Genomic DNA, 16,044 nt, shown 5'->3' on the forward strand with positions numbered 1-16,044 from the left:
CCCGGGCATGACGAGTTCGGGGCGCCGACATTCACTCCACACGCACACACAAGCAGAATGCGGCGGACGTTTCCGTCCGCCGCATTTGCCGCTCCCCCCTGGCCGCGCCGCTTCCTTCGATCCGCCACCAGGAACTGCTTCAGTACGTCACTTCTTCAGTGCAAACACCCAGACCACGCCGCCTTGCGGCACGTTGGCCTCGATGCCGATGTTGTTGGTCGCGAGCGCGTCCTGGATGCGTTGGGCGTCAACGCCCCAGCCGGACTGGATCGCGATGTATTGCGTGCCGTCCACTTCGTAGGACACCGGCATGCCCATGATGCCGGAGTTCGTCTTCTGCTCCCACAGCAGCTTGCCGCTCTTGGCGTCGAAGGCGCGGAAGTTGCGGTCGTTGGTGCCGCCGGCGAAGACGAGGTCGCCGGCCGTCGCCGTCACCGAGCCGAACAACTGCGACTTCGGGAAGTTGTGCTGCCACACCTTCTTGCCGGTCACGGGGTCCCAGGCCTGGAGCTCGCCAAAGTGATCCGCACCCGGCTTGGCCTTCAACCCGATATCTTCGGGCTTGGTGCCGAGCCAGAGTTCGCCGGGCTTCAGTGCCACCTTCTCGCCGGTAAAACCGCCGCAGAAGTTTTCGTTGGCGGGAACATAGACGAGCTTGGTCCGCTCGCTATAGGCGGCCGACGGCCAGTCCTTGCCGCCCCACAGCGACGGACAGAACTCGACGCGCTTGCCGATGACCGGCTTGTGCGCGGGATCGACGATCGGACGCCCGCTTTCGGCATCAATGCCCTTCCAGACGTCGTTGGAGACGAAGGGCCAGCCGGCCACGTAGTTGATCTTGGTCGGGGTGCGCTCGAGCACCCAGAAGATCGCATCGCGGCCCGGGTGGATCAGGCTCTTGATGGTGCGGCCGTCGCGCTGAAGGTCGACCAGGATCGGCGCCTCGACCTCGTCCCAGTCCCACGAGTCGTTCTGGTGGTACTGGTGATGGGTCTTGATCTTGCCGGTGTTGGGATCGAGCGCCAGCACGGACGAGGTATAGAGGTTGTCGCCGGGATGCGCGTCGCCGGGCCAGGGTGCAGCGTTGCCGACGCCCCAATAGATCGTCTTGGTGTCCTTGTCGTAATTGCCGGTCATCCATGCCGAGCCGCCGCCGTTCTTCCAGTCGTCGCCCTGCCAGGTGTCGTGACCGGGCTCGCCTTCGCCCGGAATAGTGTAGGTCCGCCACAGCTCCTTGCCGTCCTTGGCATCGAAGGCGGCGACGTAACCGCGCACGCCGAGCTCGCCACCGGAGCCGCCGACGATGACCTTGCCGTCGATGATGAGCGGCATCAGGGTCATGTACTGGCCCTTCTTGTAGTCCTGGACCTTGGTCTCCCACGCCACCTTGCCGGTCTTGGCGTCGAGCGCGACGACATAGTCGTCGGTGGTGGCGAGATAGAGCTTGTCCTCCCACAGGCCGACCCCGCGGCTGGTCGGATGCAACTGGAAGAGATCGTCGGGGAGCTGCCGCTTGTAGCGCCAGTACTCGTCGCCGGTCTTGGCATTGAGCGCAATCACCTGGCCCATCGGGGTCGCGACGAACATCACGCCGTTGTTGATGATCGGCGGCGCCTCATGGCCCTCGACCACGCCGGTGGCAAAGGTCCACACCGGCGTCAGATTCTGGACGTTGTTGGTGTTGATCTGGTCGAGCGGGCTATAGCCCTGGCCGTCATAGGTGCGGCGATAGAGCATCCAGTTGCCGGGCTCGGGATTCTCGAGGCGAGCCGAATTCACCGGGCTGTAATTCTCGATCGGTCCGGCGCTTGCTGCGGTCGAGACGAGGCATGTGAAGGCGACGAAGCCGGACAGGTACCATTGTTTTCTGGTCATCGACGTTTCCCCTTTTGATTCATCCGTTTTGAATTCTTGTCGGTCTGAATTCTTGTCGTGCTTCCGGCGCGGGGGCGACCCGCGGCGTGCGGTCATCCTGGCTGCTGGCCACCTACCTTTCCGATGAAGCTGCCGGCGATCGTCAGCGCGCCATCATTCAAGGCGAGCGGCAGCGCGGCGAGTCGGCGCGGCGCGGGTCCGAACACGACCTGCGCGCCCTTGCGGGGATCGTATTCGGAGTTGTGGCACATGCACTTGAACACATCCTTGTCGCCGACATCGCTCTTGACCCAGGCGGTGACGGGACAGCCGGCATGCGAGCAGATCGCCGAATAGGCAATGACGCCGTCCTGCGCCCGCGCGCGCGTCTGCTCGTCGAGGTCGGCGGGATCGAGCCGGATGATCAGGATCTCGTTCAGCCGCGAACCACTGCGCACCACCGACGTGCTCGGATCCTTCGGCCAGGCATGCACCGGCGGGCCGCCGACGGGCAGGTCGGCGAGCGTAACGAGCTTGCCTTCGCGATCCCCTTCCGACTGCACCAGGAGATCGCCTTTCTTCGGACGCTCGTCGGCGCCGGGCTGTTCCTCGGCTGCAGCGATGTCGCCGGAACTTGCGAGACAGGCGGTGGAGGCGAGCGCGGCGAGCAGGAGCGATCGCCGCGTCGCGCAGACGCAAGTTGCGGCTTCAGGTTCCGCAGCGCTTTCGGTGGGTTGCGACGATGCGATGCGGGGATATGAATGCGACATGGCATAAGCTGGCGCCGCAACTCAGCCGAAAAAAAGGCGACACCGGCGCGCCGCAGTGCATCATTTCATATGTGCTCGTGGAGATTGAATGCAGATTTGCGCAAGCGTCGGCATTTTTTTCGATTGCAACGTCACGACACGCGAACGTCATGATCATTTCGCAGATCAGACTCGACGAGTTGGAATTGGTGTGATGCGTCCGCAATCACAGTGTCACCGCCCGCGAAGCTCTACGAGCGATAGACGTGGCGCGGCGTCACGATGCGGCCGGCCTGGGTGCCGGCGGCCATCTCAAAACTGTCAGCGATGCGGCGCGCCTTGTCGATGAACAAATCGGCGGCCGCGGGCGGGCACACCTCACGGGCCGTCTGCTCGAACAGATCGAGCCAGCGATCGAAATGATCGCCGACCAGTTTCAATGGCATGTGCGCGCGCATCGGCTGGCCGTGGTAGCGGCCGCTCATCAGCACCACCGAGGACCAGAAATCCCTGAGCTTGGCGAGATGATCGTCCCAATTCTGCACGACCGCGAAGACCGGACCGAGGAGCGCATCCTCGCGAACGCGCCCGTAGAACGTCGTGACGAGTTCCCCGATCATGGCTTCGGTGATCCCGGTGCGCTCGATGACGTCCTGAACCAGAAGGTTCCGCCGCGCTGCCGCCTCTTCGCGGTCGATCTTCAGTCGGTCTGACATGGTCCTCTCGTTGCTTTAGGTCTACCGCACGACAAACCTGTCGGATGCCGACAGCATTGTTCCGCCGTTCTCATCCCTGGCGATGAACACGACACTTGTCTCCTGCGGCTTCGCCATGGTCAGGGTGACCCGCAGCGATTCCGATCCATCGGGCTCAACGGCGATGGGAGTTCCATTGTCGTTGCCGACGATGGACATGACAGCATCTATGCCCTGAATAGCCAAAGTGAAGTGCCGCGTCATCTGCCCCTTGTTGAGGAGCTTGACGGTGTAGGCGTTGCGGACTGAGCCGTCGGACAGGGTGATCGCGAGGGGATCGCGGTCGTGCAGCACCGCCAGAGCACCGGTCGCGCGCGTGGCCAGCAACAAAGCGAGGGCTGCGGCAAGGCCGACAGCGACGGCCGTGAGCGCCACCGTCTTCGGCCGCACCAGACGCGTGACGGGAGGCTCGCCGCGGCGTCCGTGCTCGATATTGTCCCAGCTCTCGAAATCGATCAGGCCGCGCGGCCGGTCGAGCTTTGCCATCACGCTGTCGCAGGCGTCGACGCAGAGCCCGCAATTGATACAGGCGAAATTCGGGCCCTCGCGGATGTCGATGCCGATCGGGCACACATTGACGCAAAGGCCGCAATCGACGCAGTCGCCGGCCGCCTCGCCCCGTGCGCGCAGGTCGGCGGCCTTCTTGACCGACATGCGCTGCTCGCCGCGATAATCGCGATAATTGACGGTGAAGGCCTCGGGATCCCAGATCGCCCCTTGAAGCCGCGGCCACGGGCACATGAAGGTGCAGACCTGCTCGCGCGCGAAGCCCGCGAGGCCATAGGTCGTGCCGGCGAAAACGGCGATCCAGGTCAACGCGGTCACGGATGCCTCACCGCTGGCGAGCGCGCGAACGAGGCTCGGCGCATCCGTGAAGTAGAAGATCAGCGTGCCGCCGGTGAAAAGCGAGATCAGAATCCAGGCCGTGTGCTTGGCGCCGATTTGCATCACCCGAGCGACGCTGAGCGGCGCCTCTATGTTCTTCAAACGCTGCCGGCGATCACCTTCGATCATGCGTTCCACCAAAAGGAACAGATCGGTCCACACCGTCTGCGGACAGGCAAAGCCGCACCAAATTCGTCCCGCAAGCGCGTTCGCCAGAATCAGGATGACGGAGGCGAGAATGAGGAGGCCGGTGACGATGTAGAGATCCTGCGGCCAGATCTCGATAAAGAACGCGTAGAGCCGACCATTCGCAAAATCGAGCAGGACCGCCTGATCTGGCGCATTCGGTCCACGATCCCAGCGCAGGAACGGCGTGATGTAATACACCGACAGCGTCAGCAGCAGGATCGCCCATTTGATCCGCCGTAGCCGGCCCGACACGGATTGCGGCACCACCCGCGAGATGCGGTGCGCGGCAACGCGGTTCGCATCCGCTCTCTTCCGCAGGGCCTTGTCGGCATCCGTCCTTTGCAGGGACGCCTCTTGCGGGGCAGCCTCTTGGGGGGCAGCCTTGGCGCGCGTGCGGGAATGGTCGATGTCGATGACGGTCATCGCTGATACGGCTTGCCTGTCGCCCGGCACGGCGAGAGGCACATTCCGTCCGCCAGACCAAGATAGTGATGAGTTGTCCCCTACCCGGCCACCATAGGCGCATCGGCCGGTTCTTCTTTGACGGGGCGCAAACTCCGGAACCAAAGTGCGTGGTTGGGAGATGCGAGGCAGGCGCCAAAAAAAAGCGGTGCCCGCCAGGACACCGCTTCCTTGGATCAACAGTCACCAGTTGGCGGCAGCGTCACTTGCTGTAGATGTAGAAACCCTGTCCGGTCTTGCGGCCGAGATGGCCGGCATCGACCATTTCCTTGAGCAGCGGCGCGGGACGATATTTGGGATCGTTGAAGCCCTTGTAGAAGACTTCCATCACCGAGAGCATGGTGTCGAGGCCGACGAGGTCGGCGAGTGCCAGCGGCCCGATCGGATGGTTGCAGCCGAGCTTCATACCGGCATCGATCTCTTCCGCGCTCGCGATACCTTCCTGGAGCGCGAAGATCGCCTCGTTGATCATCGGGCAGAGGATGCGGTTGACGGCAAAGCCGGGGCTGTTCTTGGCCGTGATCGCGACCTTGCCGACACGCTTGGCGAAATCCAGCGCCTTGGCGTGGGTGTCGTCGGAGGTCTGCAAGCCCCGGATCAATTCCAGCAGCGCCATGACCGGCACCGGGTTGAAGAAGTGCATGCCGATGAAGCGATCCGGACGATCGGTCGCAGCCGCGAGCTTGGTGATCGAGATCGACGAGGTGTTGGTGGCGACCAGCGTGCGCGGCGACAGCGTCGCGCAGAGGTCCTTCAGGATCTTGACCTTCAACTCCTCGTTCTCGGTCGCGGCCTCGATCACGAGGTCGCAATCGGCAAGCTTGGCCCGGTCGGTCGTCCCGGTGATGCGCTTGAGCGTCGCGTCGCTGTCGGCGGCCGTCATCTTCTCCTTCTTGACCAGGCGGTCGAGGCTGCCGGCGACGGTGGCCACGCCGCGCGACACGGCGGCATCGGAGATGTCGACCATCACGACCTTCAGGCCGGCCGCCGCGCTGACCTGCGCGATGCCGTTCCCCATGGTGCCCGCGCCGATGATGCCAACGGTTTCGATCATAGTCGTCTCGTCCTTCTCGTTGATCGGGCGCAGCCGCTTCTTTAGGCACCGCACCCGCTTGAAATCTGAAGCGATCACTCGCCCTCGGATGGCCCCTCAGTAGCAGGACATGACCGCCGCCGATACAGAGCGGCGAGGTGCGTCAAAAACGCCAATCCCGATTGTAACCTTAACGGGACCTCACCGGGGGCGGCCAGCACAGCAAAATTTGCGGTAGCAAGCAACCGTTTGCAGGCCTGCCTGCCCGACCATCTAACGTCGCTTTTACCCGTCCCGTGCATCCTTTGGTCCCGATATTGCGGACTGGGGCTCGTTTTCGATGTTTTTCAATTTGAAGCTTTATCTCGCCGCGGCGGCGCAGCTCTTTCGCGTGCCGACCGACCCTGACCTGACGCGCGCCCAGTTCGACGCTTTCTCCAAACAGATCCCGCTGCTCTACTTCATCCTGATCACCAACTCGGTCGCGGTGGCCTACACCTATGTGCCGCTGGCCCCGGTCTGGCTCAGTGTGATCGTGCCGGCCTTGCTGGTCTCGGTGGCGGGTTTCCGGACGTTCTGGTGGCTGCGGCAGCGTCATGTCGTCCGCAGCGACGCCGACATCTTGCGCAATCTGCGCCTCACCAACCGCATCGCCGCACCGATCTCGGCGGGCTTCGCGGTCTGGGCCTTCTCGCTCTACCCTTACGGTGACGCGTTCGCCAAGAGCCACGTGGCCTTCTACATGGCGGTGACCGTGATCGGCTGCATCTTCAGCCTGATGCATCTGCGCTCCGCCGCCCTGATCGTGACGCTGGTCGTCGACGTGCCCTATGTGCTGTTCTTCTTTGCCACGGGTGAGCCGACGCTGGAGGCGATGGCCGTCAACAATCTGCTGGTGACCGGCGCGATGGTCACCGTGCTGGTCATCTACTACCGAGACTTCGCCGACCTCGTCTCCAGCCGCAAATCGCTGATCGCGCAGCAGGAGGCGACGCAGGCCCTGTCAGACGAGAATTTCCGCCTCGCCAATCTGGATTCGCTGACAGAGCTGCCGAACCGCCGCCGTTTCTTCGCGGAGCTGTCGAGCGCTTTCGCCGACGCCGAGCGCCGCAGCGTCCGGCTTGCCGTCGGCATCATCGACCTCGACGGCTTCAAGCCGATCAACGACAATTACGGCCATTCGGTCGGCGATCGCGTGCTGATCGAGGCCGGACGCCGGATCCGCGACGTCTGCGAGGGCTTTGCCGCGAACCGCGTGGCCTTTGCCCGCCTCGGGGGCGACGAGTTCGGGCTCGTGGTGTGCGGCGATCCCGCCGACCAGGACCTGCTCGAACTCGGCCAACGTATCGGCGAACGCGTCAAGCTGCCCTACCAGATCGACACCGCGCACACCGCGTTGTCCTGCTCGATCGGTTTCGCGGTATTCCCGGAATCCGCGACCGACGCCGAAGCGCTGTACGAATGCGCGGATTATTCGCTCTACCACGCCAAGCGCCATATGCGCGGCCGCACCGTGATCTTCTCCAGCGAGCTCGAGGCAGAGATCCGCAGCCGCGGCGTCATCGAAAACCTGCTGCGGACCTCCGACTTCGCGACCGAGATGCATCTGGTGTTCCAACCGATCGTCGACGCCATGAGCGAGCGCACCAGCGGCTTCGAGGTGCTGTCGCGGTGGAACAGCCCGCGGCTCGGGCTGGTCTCGCCGGCCGACTTCATCCCGGCTGCCGAACGCATCGGCCTGATCCGGCCCCTGACGCAAGCGCTGCTGGTCCGCGCGCTGGCCGCGGCCAAGACCTGGCCCGACGACATCCGCGTCTCGTTCAACCTGTCGGCGCACGATGTCTGCGCCTCCGACGGCATCCTGCCGCTGATCGCGATCATCAACGCCAGCGGCCTGTCGCCGCGCCGTATCGACTTCGAGATCACCGAGACCGCCGTCACTTTCGATTTCACCCGGGCGCAGCAGTCGATCGCCGCGCTGAAGGCGATGGGCTGCGGCATTTCACTCGACGATTTCGGTACCGGCTATTCCTCGCTCAGCCACGTGCACCGGCTGCCGCTCGACAAGATCAAGGTCGACCGCAGTTTTGTCGCCGACGTCAACGAGAATCCAGTGAGCCACAAGATCATCAAGTCGCTAACCGGCCTGTGCGCGGACATGGAGATGGCCTGCGTCGTCGAAGGCGTCGAGACGCGCGCCCAGCTCGACAGCCTGCGGCGCTTGGGTTGCGACTACATCCAGGGCTACTATTTTGCCAAGCCGATGCCGGAAAGCACGATCGCCGACTACCTCGCCGCTGAGGCAAAACGGCTCGGCGAGGGTGCGCAGCGCGCCAAGATCCCGGCTTGAGGCTCACGCGCCCTGCCCGGTCCCTGTCAGTATCCGGCTTAGATTCAACTCCAGGGCAGACGACACAGTCCCAGCCGCCGATCAGCCTGCCTGCCGTGCCGCGACCGCGAGCGCCACCAGCTCGGCAATGCCGGGAGCGGTCCCCATGATGCCGGCAAACACGACGTCGCGACGGCCGATCCGCGCGACCAGGCCGGGCGCATCCTTTGCGCCATGCAGGCCCTCGCCGGAGAACACCCCGAGGACGACTGCGGGCCCTTCGATCGACGCAACCGCGTCGTCCAGCGAGGGCGGCTCCTCAAGAAAGGCGACGGCGACCCTGGCGAAGACTACACGCCGTTCGAGCGTGCGTGCCAGTTCCTCGGTGGATTGGCGCGAAGCCGGGTTGCGCTGCGAGCCATGCGCCAACAGGATGAGCGTCGAGGTCTCCGGCGCAAGGCCGTGCGCGCGTGCAGCATCTCCTGCCTGCTGGAGCACGACATTGGGCAAGCCGGGATCGAGCCCGAGCGGCGTCAGCATCTCAATGCTGCGGCCGGTATTGTTGGCCTCGTCGAGGATCTGCACGAGCCGATCCCGCGTGAAATAGCCGTTGGAGGCGAATAGCGGATAAACCAGGACACGATCGGCGACCAGCGTTTGCAGCGCCTCCTTGATCGTCGGCACGCCCGAGATGAAGCCGACGGCGACATCGAGCCCGCGACTCGCGAGCACCTCGGCGATGCGAAACACACCCGCGTTGGTCGCGTCCGGCCGCCGTTCGCCGTGAGCGGCGAGCAGCAAGGCGGTCCGTGACGTAGATCCGGTTTGTTCAGTGACAGGCATTATCGGTACGCGCGGTCTCGTTCCTCGTCGCGGTATCGTAGACCGCCTAAGCGCTCATGTCTTCCCCGATCCGGATCAGCGGACCATCTCGGCCTCACGCAGCGCGCCGAGAAACGCGCTGCGATCGATGCCATGCTCGATGCAGGCGTCGGTAACCGTGTGGAAGCAGGCAATCGGACAGCCGACGCAATTCATCTTGAAGTCGAGGAAGACGCGGATCGTTGCCGGGCGGTTTCTCATCACCTCGTCCACTATATCGTCATCCTCGATCGGCATCGGAGGTATTCCTGTTGTGGAAATACGATCGCCCGGCAGTCGCCTGGATTCTTTGTCGAGGCACAAACTCCGGTGCGTTCGAATTTCGCGGCCAGGTTGCGGCGGGTGGGCATCCGCCCGCTGCGCGGTCGTCTATCGGTCACCCCGGCACGCTGCCAAAACCTTCGCAATTGCAGCAAGTTGACGAATACGGCTCGAATTCCGAAAAGATCGACAGGGGAACTTTTGCGTATTTGATGATACGTTGTGAGCGCGCCCGGCCGATCCATTCGAAGCATGGCGCCGGAATGAGGGCGTGGGCTGGGGCAAGTCGTATCGCGCATCGCACGTGTGTCCTGCCTCTCCCGCCAGATACAGCGGACCGATCTGGCGAACCACTTTCGGCTCGCGATCGGAGGCAGGCAGCGGCACGGTTTGTCCGGATGAATCTTTCATCGTTCATGGGCGCAGGTTGGGCCTACGGTCCGCAGGTCTTGTCCGACGATGACGGCATTCTGCTGTGCAGGGTCGGCCGTGAAGGAGCCGACGGCAAGCGCGACGTCGTGCTGGCCGTGCTTTCGGCCACCGAGCATCCCACACCTCAGAGCCTCGAACGCCTCACACACGAATATGAACTGAGGGACGAGCTGGACAGCGCATGGGCGGCGAAGCCCCAGGAGCTGCTGCAGGACCGCGCGCGGACCATCCTGGTGCTGGAGGATCTCGGCGGCGAGCCTCTGACCTGGCAGCTCGGCGCTCCCATGGAGATTGCAGCGTTCCTGCATCTCGCCATCGAAATCGCGGCAACGCTGGGCAAGGTCCATCAGCGCGGCCTCGTGCACAAGGACGTCAAGCCGGCAAACATCCTGGTCAACCGCGGTAACGGCAAGGTGCGGCTCACCGGCTTCGGCTTTGCCTCGCGGCGCGCGCGCGAGCGGCAATCGCTGGCGCCGCCCGAACAGATCGCCGGCACGCTTGCCTACATGGCCCCCGAGCAGACCGGCCGCATGAACCGCTCGATCGACTCGCGAAGCGACCTCTACGCGCTCGGCGTCACGCTCTACCAGATGCTCACCGGCGCGCTTCCCTTCACCGCGTCGGATCCGATGGAGTGGGTGCATTGCCACGTCGCCAGAAGGCCGGCCCCGCCAGAGAGCCGGCTGGAGACTGTCCCGGCGGCAGTGTCGCAATTGGTCATGAAGCTGCTCGCGAAGATGGCCGAGGAGCGCTATCAGACCGCGGCGGGCGCCGAGCGCGATCTGCGGCATTGTCTGGCCGAATGGGAGCAGCACGGCCGCATCGACGATTTCCCGCTCGGCCTGCACGACACGCCCGACCGCCTGCAGATCCCCGAGAAGCTGTACGGCAGAGCGCGCGAGGTTGAGCGCCTGCTCGACGCGTTCAACCGCATGGTCACCCGCGGCGCGGCCGAGCTGGTGCTGGTTTCGGGCTATTCCGGGATCGGAAAAACCTCCGTCGTCAACGAACTGCACAAGGCGCTGGTGCCGCTCCGCGGACTGTTCGCATCGGGCAAGTTCGACCAGCACAAGCGCGACGTTCCCTACGCGACGCTCGCTCAGGCCTTCCAGAGTCTGGTTTCGCCGCTTCTCGCCGGGAGCGACACCGAGCTCGGCGGGTGGCGGCACGATTTTCTGGAGGCGCTCGGTCCAAACGGACAGTTGATCGTCGAGCTGATCCCCGAGCTGAAGCTGATCATCGGCGACCAGGGACCGGTCCCCGAGCTCTCGCCGCAGCACGCGCAGAGCCGCTTTCAGCACGCCTTCGAACGCTTCATCGGCGTGTTCGCGCGCGCGGAACATCCGCTGGTGCTGTTCCTCGACGATCTGCAATGGCTCGACACCGCGACGCTCGATCTGCTCCACGATCTCCTGACCCGGTCGGATCCCAAGCACCTGATGCTGATCGGCGCCTACCGGGACAACGAGGTCGATGCCGCTCATCCGCTGATGCGCATGATCGACGCCGTCAAGAGCTCAGGCGAACCGGTCACGGAGATCACGCTTGCGCCGCTCGGTCGCGCAGATCTGGGCCAGTTGCTGGCGGAGACGTTGCGTTGCGATCCGGAGCGCGTAGGGCTGCTCGCCCAGCTCGTGCTCGACAAGACCGGCGGCAATCCGTTCTTCGCCATTCAGTTCATGTTCTCGCTCCTGGACGAAGGCTTGCTCACCTTCGACCACGACGCGGCGCGCTGGTCCTGGGACCTCGATCGCATCCACGCCAAGCGCTACACCGAGAACGTCGTCGACCTCATGCTCGGGAAGCTGACCCGGCTGCCGGCCGCGACGCAGACCGCACTCCGGCAGATGTCCTGCCTCGGTAACACCGCCGAGACAGCCATGCTGGCGGTCGTCCTCGGGACATCCGAAAAGCAGGTGCATTCGGATCTGTGGCCGGCCGTCCGCCAGGAACTGGTCGAGCCTCTCGCCGGCGCCTACCGGTTCGTCCATGACCGCTTCCAGGAAGCCGCCTACGCGCTGATCCCCGAGGACGAGCGGAGCGCGGCCCATCTGCGGATTGGACGACTGCTCGCGGCGCGCACCGCGCCGGAGGCGATCGAGGACAACGTCTTCGACATCGTGAGCCAGCTCAACCGCGGCGCCGCCTTGATCACCGCGACGACAGAGCGCGAAAAACTGGCCGAGCTGAACCTGCTGGCGGGCAAGCGCGCAAAAGCCGCCACCGCCTTTGGCATGGCGCTGACGCATTTTTGCGCCGGCGACGCCATGCTCGCGAACGACCGCTGGGAGCGGCACTATGCGCTGAGCTTCGCGCTGGCGCTGAACCGCGCCGAGTGCGAGTTCCTGACCGGCGAGCACGCGGCCGCAAAGAAGCATCTTGCCGAGCTCTCCGGCCATGCAGCCACCCTCCCCGACCTCGCCGCGGTCACCCGGCTGCAGATGGAGCCGAACGACCGCGACGTCGAAATCGCGCTCAATTATCTGCGTCGCGTCGGCATCGACTGCTCGGCGCAGCCGACGCCCGACGAGGTCGCGCAGGAATATGAGCGGATGTGGCGGCAGATCGGCGAACGCCCGATCGAGGCGCTTCTGGAGTTGCCCCGGCTGACCGATCCGGTCGCGTCCGGAACCATGGACGTTCTCACCGTGCTGGTGTCGCCCGCCTGGTACATCACGGACGATCTGCGCCGCCTCATCATCGCGCGCATGGCCAATCTGAGCATGGAGTACGGCAACTCCGACGCGTCGTGCCTCGCCTACATCCTGCTCGGCACCGTGCTCGGTCCGGATTTTGGCGACTACGGCGCGGGCTATCGCTTCGCCCAACTCGGCCTCGATCTGGTCGAACGGCTCGACTCCGATCGCTTCAAGGCCCGCGTCTACCTGGGCTACGGAAGCTGGACACGGAATATCCGGGCCGGCCGGCCGCTGCTGCGGAAAGCCTTCGACGCGGCCCAGCAGGTCGGCGATTTCAACTACGCCAGCTTCACCTATCATCACCTCGTGACGCATCTGCTCGCCTGTGGCGATCCGCTTGCCGAGGTGCAGCGCGAGGCGGAAGCCGGGCTCGACTACGCACGGCGGGCGCAGGTCGACCTCGCCGTCGACAGGGTCATCGGACAGCTCCAGCTCATCCGGACCCTGCGCGGATTGACGCCCAGGTTCGGCAGCTTCGACGACGCAGGCTTCAACGAGGAGCAGTTCGAGCGTCGCCTCGAGGCTGAGCCGAACCTGACCCACGCTGCCTACTGGTACTGGATTCGCAAGCTCCAGGCGCGAGTCCTCGCCGACGATCCCGCCGCCATCGCAACCGCCGCCAAGGCGGAGCAGTATCTGTGGACCGCCAAGGCTTTATTCGATCGCGTCGCGTTTCATTTCTATGCCGCACTGGCCCTTGCCGCGCGTACGGATGCGGCAACCGCAGAGCGCGCTGCGCACCTTGCCACCTTGGCAAGCCACCATCGCCAGCTTCAGGAGTGGACCGATATCTGTCCGGAGGATTTTGCCGACCGCGCCGCGCTGATCGGCGCTGAAATCGCGCGCATCGAGGGCCGCGAGCTCGACGCCATGCGTCTCTACGATCGCGCCATCGACGCGGCGCGCGCGAGCGGCTTTGTCCAGAACGAAGCGATCGCCAACGAGCTTGCCGGCCGCTTCTACGCGACGCGCGGATTCGAGAAGATCGCCTATGCCTATCTGCGCGATGCCCGTTACGGCTATCTCCGCTGGGGAGCCGACGCCAAGGCGAGACAGCTCGAACGGCTTTACCCGCGGCTGCACGTGGCGGAAGACGGCATCGCAGCCGGCAAGCCGAGCGAGTCGGTCCAGCAGATGGACGTCACCTCGGTGGTCAAGGCGTCGCAGGCGGTATCGAGCGAAATCGAACTGCCGAAGCTGATCGAGACGTTGATGAAGATCGCGCTGCAGAACGCCGGCGCGGATCGCGGCCTGCTCATCCTGTCGCGGCAGAATGACTTCCGCATCGAGGCGGAGGGACAGTCGAGCGGCGACGACTTCTCGGTCGCGATGCGCCAGGCCCCGGTCTCCGGCCCCGACTGCCCCGAAGCCCTGCTGCGCTATGTCATCCGGACGCAAAAGACCCTCATCCTCGACGACGCATCGCGGCCAACCCCGCTGTGCGAGGAGGACTATTTGCATCGCCGGCATCCGCGATCGATCCTCTGCCTGCCGTTGATGAAGCAGGCCAGGCTGATCGGGCTGCTCTATTTCGAGAACACGCTCGCCACCCACGCATTCACGCCCGACAGGGTCGCGGTGCTGGAGCTGCTCGCAGCCCAGGCCGCGATCTCGCTCGAGAACACCCTGCTGTACCGCGACCTCAGGGAGCGCGAGGCCCGCATCGGCCGGCTCGTGGATTCCAACATCATCGGGATCCTGTTCTGGGATGCCGAAGGCGACGTCAGCTACGCCAACGATGCCTTCCTCAACATGACCGGCTATACGCGGCAGGAGCTGGTCTCCGGCACCATCGACTGGCGCGAGATGACGCCCGCGGAATACCGCGTGCATGACGATCAGCGTGTCGACCAGCTCCGATCGTCGGGGCAGGCCGAACCGCGCGAAAAGGAGTTCTTCCGGAAAGACGGCAGCCGCATTCCGGTGCTGATCGGCTCGGCCCTGCTGGCGGGAACCGACGAGATCATCTCCTTCGTCCTCGATCTCACCGCACGAAAGCAGGCGGAAGAGAAAACCCGATTGCTGATGGAGCAGGCCCATGACGCCATCCTGGTGCTCGACCAGGACGGCCTGGTGATCGAAGCCAACCGCACGGCTTCCGTGACGCTGGGGCGCCGGCGGGAAGACATCGTCGGGCAGCCGCTGCGATCCGTTGCGGATCCTGCGGACGAGTTGGACAGCCTGCTCGCCCCCGGCTCGACCGGGCTGGTGCAGCTCCGCCTGGCCGGCGCCGACGGCAACGACCTCGATGTGGAAATGTCGGCCGCCCGCGTGTCGACCGGCGGCCAGGAGCTCGTCATCGTCATCGGACGCGACATCACCGCTCGCCTGCGCCTCGAGCAGCAATTGCGCCAAGCGCAGAAGATGGACGCGATCGGCCAGTTGACCGGCGGCGTTGCCCACGACTTCAACAATCTGTTGACCGTGATCACCGGCACCATCGAGATCCTGATCGACGGCCTTGCCGACCGGCCCGAGCTGGCGGCCATCGGCCACATGATCGACGAGGCGGCGGCCCGCGGCGCCGATCTGACCAAAGCGCTGCTGGCGTTCGCCCGCAAGCAGCCCTTGCAACCGCGCGTGACCGACATCAACAACCTGATCGTCGACACCGCAAAGCTGTTGCGGCCGACGCTTGGCGAGCAGATCGAGATCGGCTCGACGCTCGACGCCGAGTGCTGGCGCGCACTGATCGACCCAAGTCAGCTCTCGACCGCCCTGATCAACCTTGCCGTCAACGCCCGCGACGCAATGCCCGCCGGCGGCCGGATCATTTTCGGCACCGCCAATGTCAGCTTCGCGCCGCCGGCGTCCGACACCGGCTCCGCTGGGATGACCGGCGACTACATCATGGTCACGGTCCGCGACAACGGGTCGGGCATCCCCGCGGCGATCCGCGACAAGGTGTTCGAGCCGTTCTTCACCACGAAGGAGCTCGGCAAGGGCACCGGACTCGGATTGAGCATGGTCTATGGCTTCGTCACGCAATCCGGCGGCCACATCAGGATCGACAGCGAGGAAGGACAGGGAACGACGATCAGCCTGTATTTGCCGCGCGCTGCGCAGGAGGCATCCCTTTCGAGCGAAACCCCGGTCGGCGGGCCGCAACGCGGTAACGAGACCATTTTGGTCGTGGAGGACGACGCACTGGTGCGCAGCTACGTGGTGACCCAGCTCGAAGGCCTCGGCTATCACACGATCAGTGCCGCCAACGGGCCGGAAGCGCTGGCCCTGGTGAACCAGGGCGTGGCGTTTGACCTGCTGTTCACGGACGTCATCATGCCCGGCGGCATGAACGGGCGCGAACTTGCCGACGCCGTCGCGAAACTACGGCCCGGCGTGGCCATCCTCTATATGTCGGGTTATCCCGAGGCCGCGATGACGCAGGATGGCCGCCTCGAACCCGGCGTGACGCTGCTCAACAAGCCTTATCGGACTGCCGACATGGCGCGCATGATCCGTCAGGTTCTCGGCTCCCGTGCGCATCGGGACGGCTCGCACTGATCTTGCATGA

9 protein-coding genes are annotated in these 16,044 nt (G+C 64.7%); 2 read left to right on the forward strand and 7 right to left on the reverse strand.

Features of this window, described 5'->3' with window-relative positions; all coding sequences use genetic code 11:
* Nucleotides 1-147: 147 nt before the first annotated feature.
* From C2U70_RS26160 to C2U70_RS26180, 5 genes are all read right to left on the reverse strand, one after another.
* Nucleotides 148-1,875, reverse strand: coding sequence for a methanol/ethanol family PQQ-dependent dehydrogenase (locus C2U70_RS26160; RefSeq protein ID WP_140981511.1), 1,728 nt, complete (start codon nucleotides 1,873-1,875; stop codon nucleotides 148-150).
* Between the two features lie 92 nt (nucleotides 1,876-1,967).
* Nucleotides 1,968-2,624: a ubiquinol-cytochrome c reductase iron-sulfur subunit gene (locus C2U70_RS26165; protein ID WP_140981512.1), complete on the reverse strand. Its 657-nt coding sequence runs from the start codon at nucleotides 2,622-2,624 to the stop codon at nucleotides 1,968-1,970.
* Between the two features lie 230 nt (nucleotides 2,625-2,854).
* Nucleotides 2,855-3,319, reverse strand: coding sequence for a group III truncated hemoglobin (locus C2U70_RS26170; RefSeq protein WP_140981513.1), 465 nt, complete (start codon nucleotides 3,317-3,319; stop codon nucleotides 2,855-2,857).
* 21 nt (nucleotides 3,320-3,340) lie between these two features.
* Entirely contained in the window at nucleotides 3,341-4,855 is a 1,515-nt protein-coding gene (ccoG, locus tag C2U70_RS26175; RefSeq protein ID WP_140981514.1) for a cytochrome c oxidase accessory protein CcoG, read from the reverse strand.
* A 241-nt stretch (nucleotides 4,856-5,096) separates the two neighbouring features.
* A complete protein-coding gene (locus C2U70_RS26180) occupies nucleotides 5,097-5,948 on the reverse strand; it encodes a 3-hydroxybutyryl-CoA dehydrogenase (protein ID WP_140981515.1) in 852 nt (283 codons plus the stop codon).
* A 319-nt stretch (nucleotides 5,949-6,267) separates the two neighbouring features.
* Here C2U70_RS26180 and C2U70_RS26185 point away from each other — a divergent pair, with 319 nt between their 5' ends.
* Entirely contained in the window at nucleotides 6,268-8,277 is a 2,010-nt protein-coding gene (locus C2U70_RS26185) for a putative bifunctional diguanylate cyclase/phosphodiesterase (protein WP_140981516.1), read from the forward strand.
* Between the two features lie 81 nt (nucleotides 8,278-8,358).
* Here the strand turns inward: C2U70_RS26185 and C2U70_RS26190 are convergent, their stop codons facing one another.
* Both C2U70_RS26190 and C2U70_RS26195 read right to left on the reverse strand, forming a co-directional pair.
* On the reverse strand, nucleotides 8,359-9,057 hold the full coding sequence (locus tag C2U70_RS26190; protein ID WP_186294480.1) for a CbiX/SirB N-terminal domain-containing protein: 699 nt from the start codon (nucleotides 9,055-9,057) through the stop codon (nucleotides 8,359-8,361).
* Nucleotides 9,058-9,174: 117 nt separating this feature from the next.
* Nucleotides 9,175-9,375 carry a DUF1858 domain-containing protein gene (locus tag C2U70_RS26195; protein WP_140981518.1) on the reverse strand — a complete coding sequence of 67 codons (201 nt, stop codon included), beginning with the start codon at nucleotides 9,373-9,375 and terminating at the stop codon, nucleotides 9,175-9,177.
* A gap of 422 nt (nucleotides 9,376-9,797) precedes the next feature.
* Here C2U70_RS26195 and C2U70_RS26200 point away from each other — a divergent pair, with 422 nt between their 5' ends.
* A complete protein-coding gene (locus C2U70_RS26200; RefSeq protein ID WP_140981519.1) occupies nucleotides 9,798-16,034 on the forward strand; it encodes an AAA family ATPase in 6,237 nt (2,078 codons plus the stop codon).
* Nucleotides 16,035-16,044 lie beyond the last annotated feature (10 nt).

The organism is Bradyrhizobium guangdongense (assembly GCF_006483445.1).
Taxonomy (GTDB): Bacteria; Pseudomonadota; Alphaproteobacteria; order Rhizobiales; family Xanthobacteraceae; genus Bradyrhizobium; species Bradyrhizobium guangdongense_A.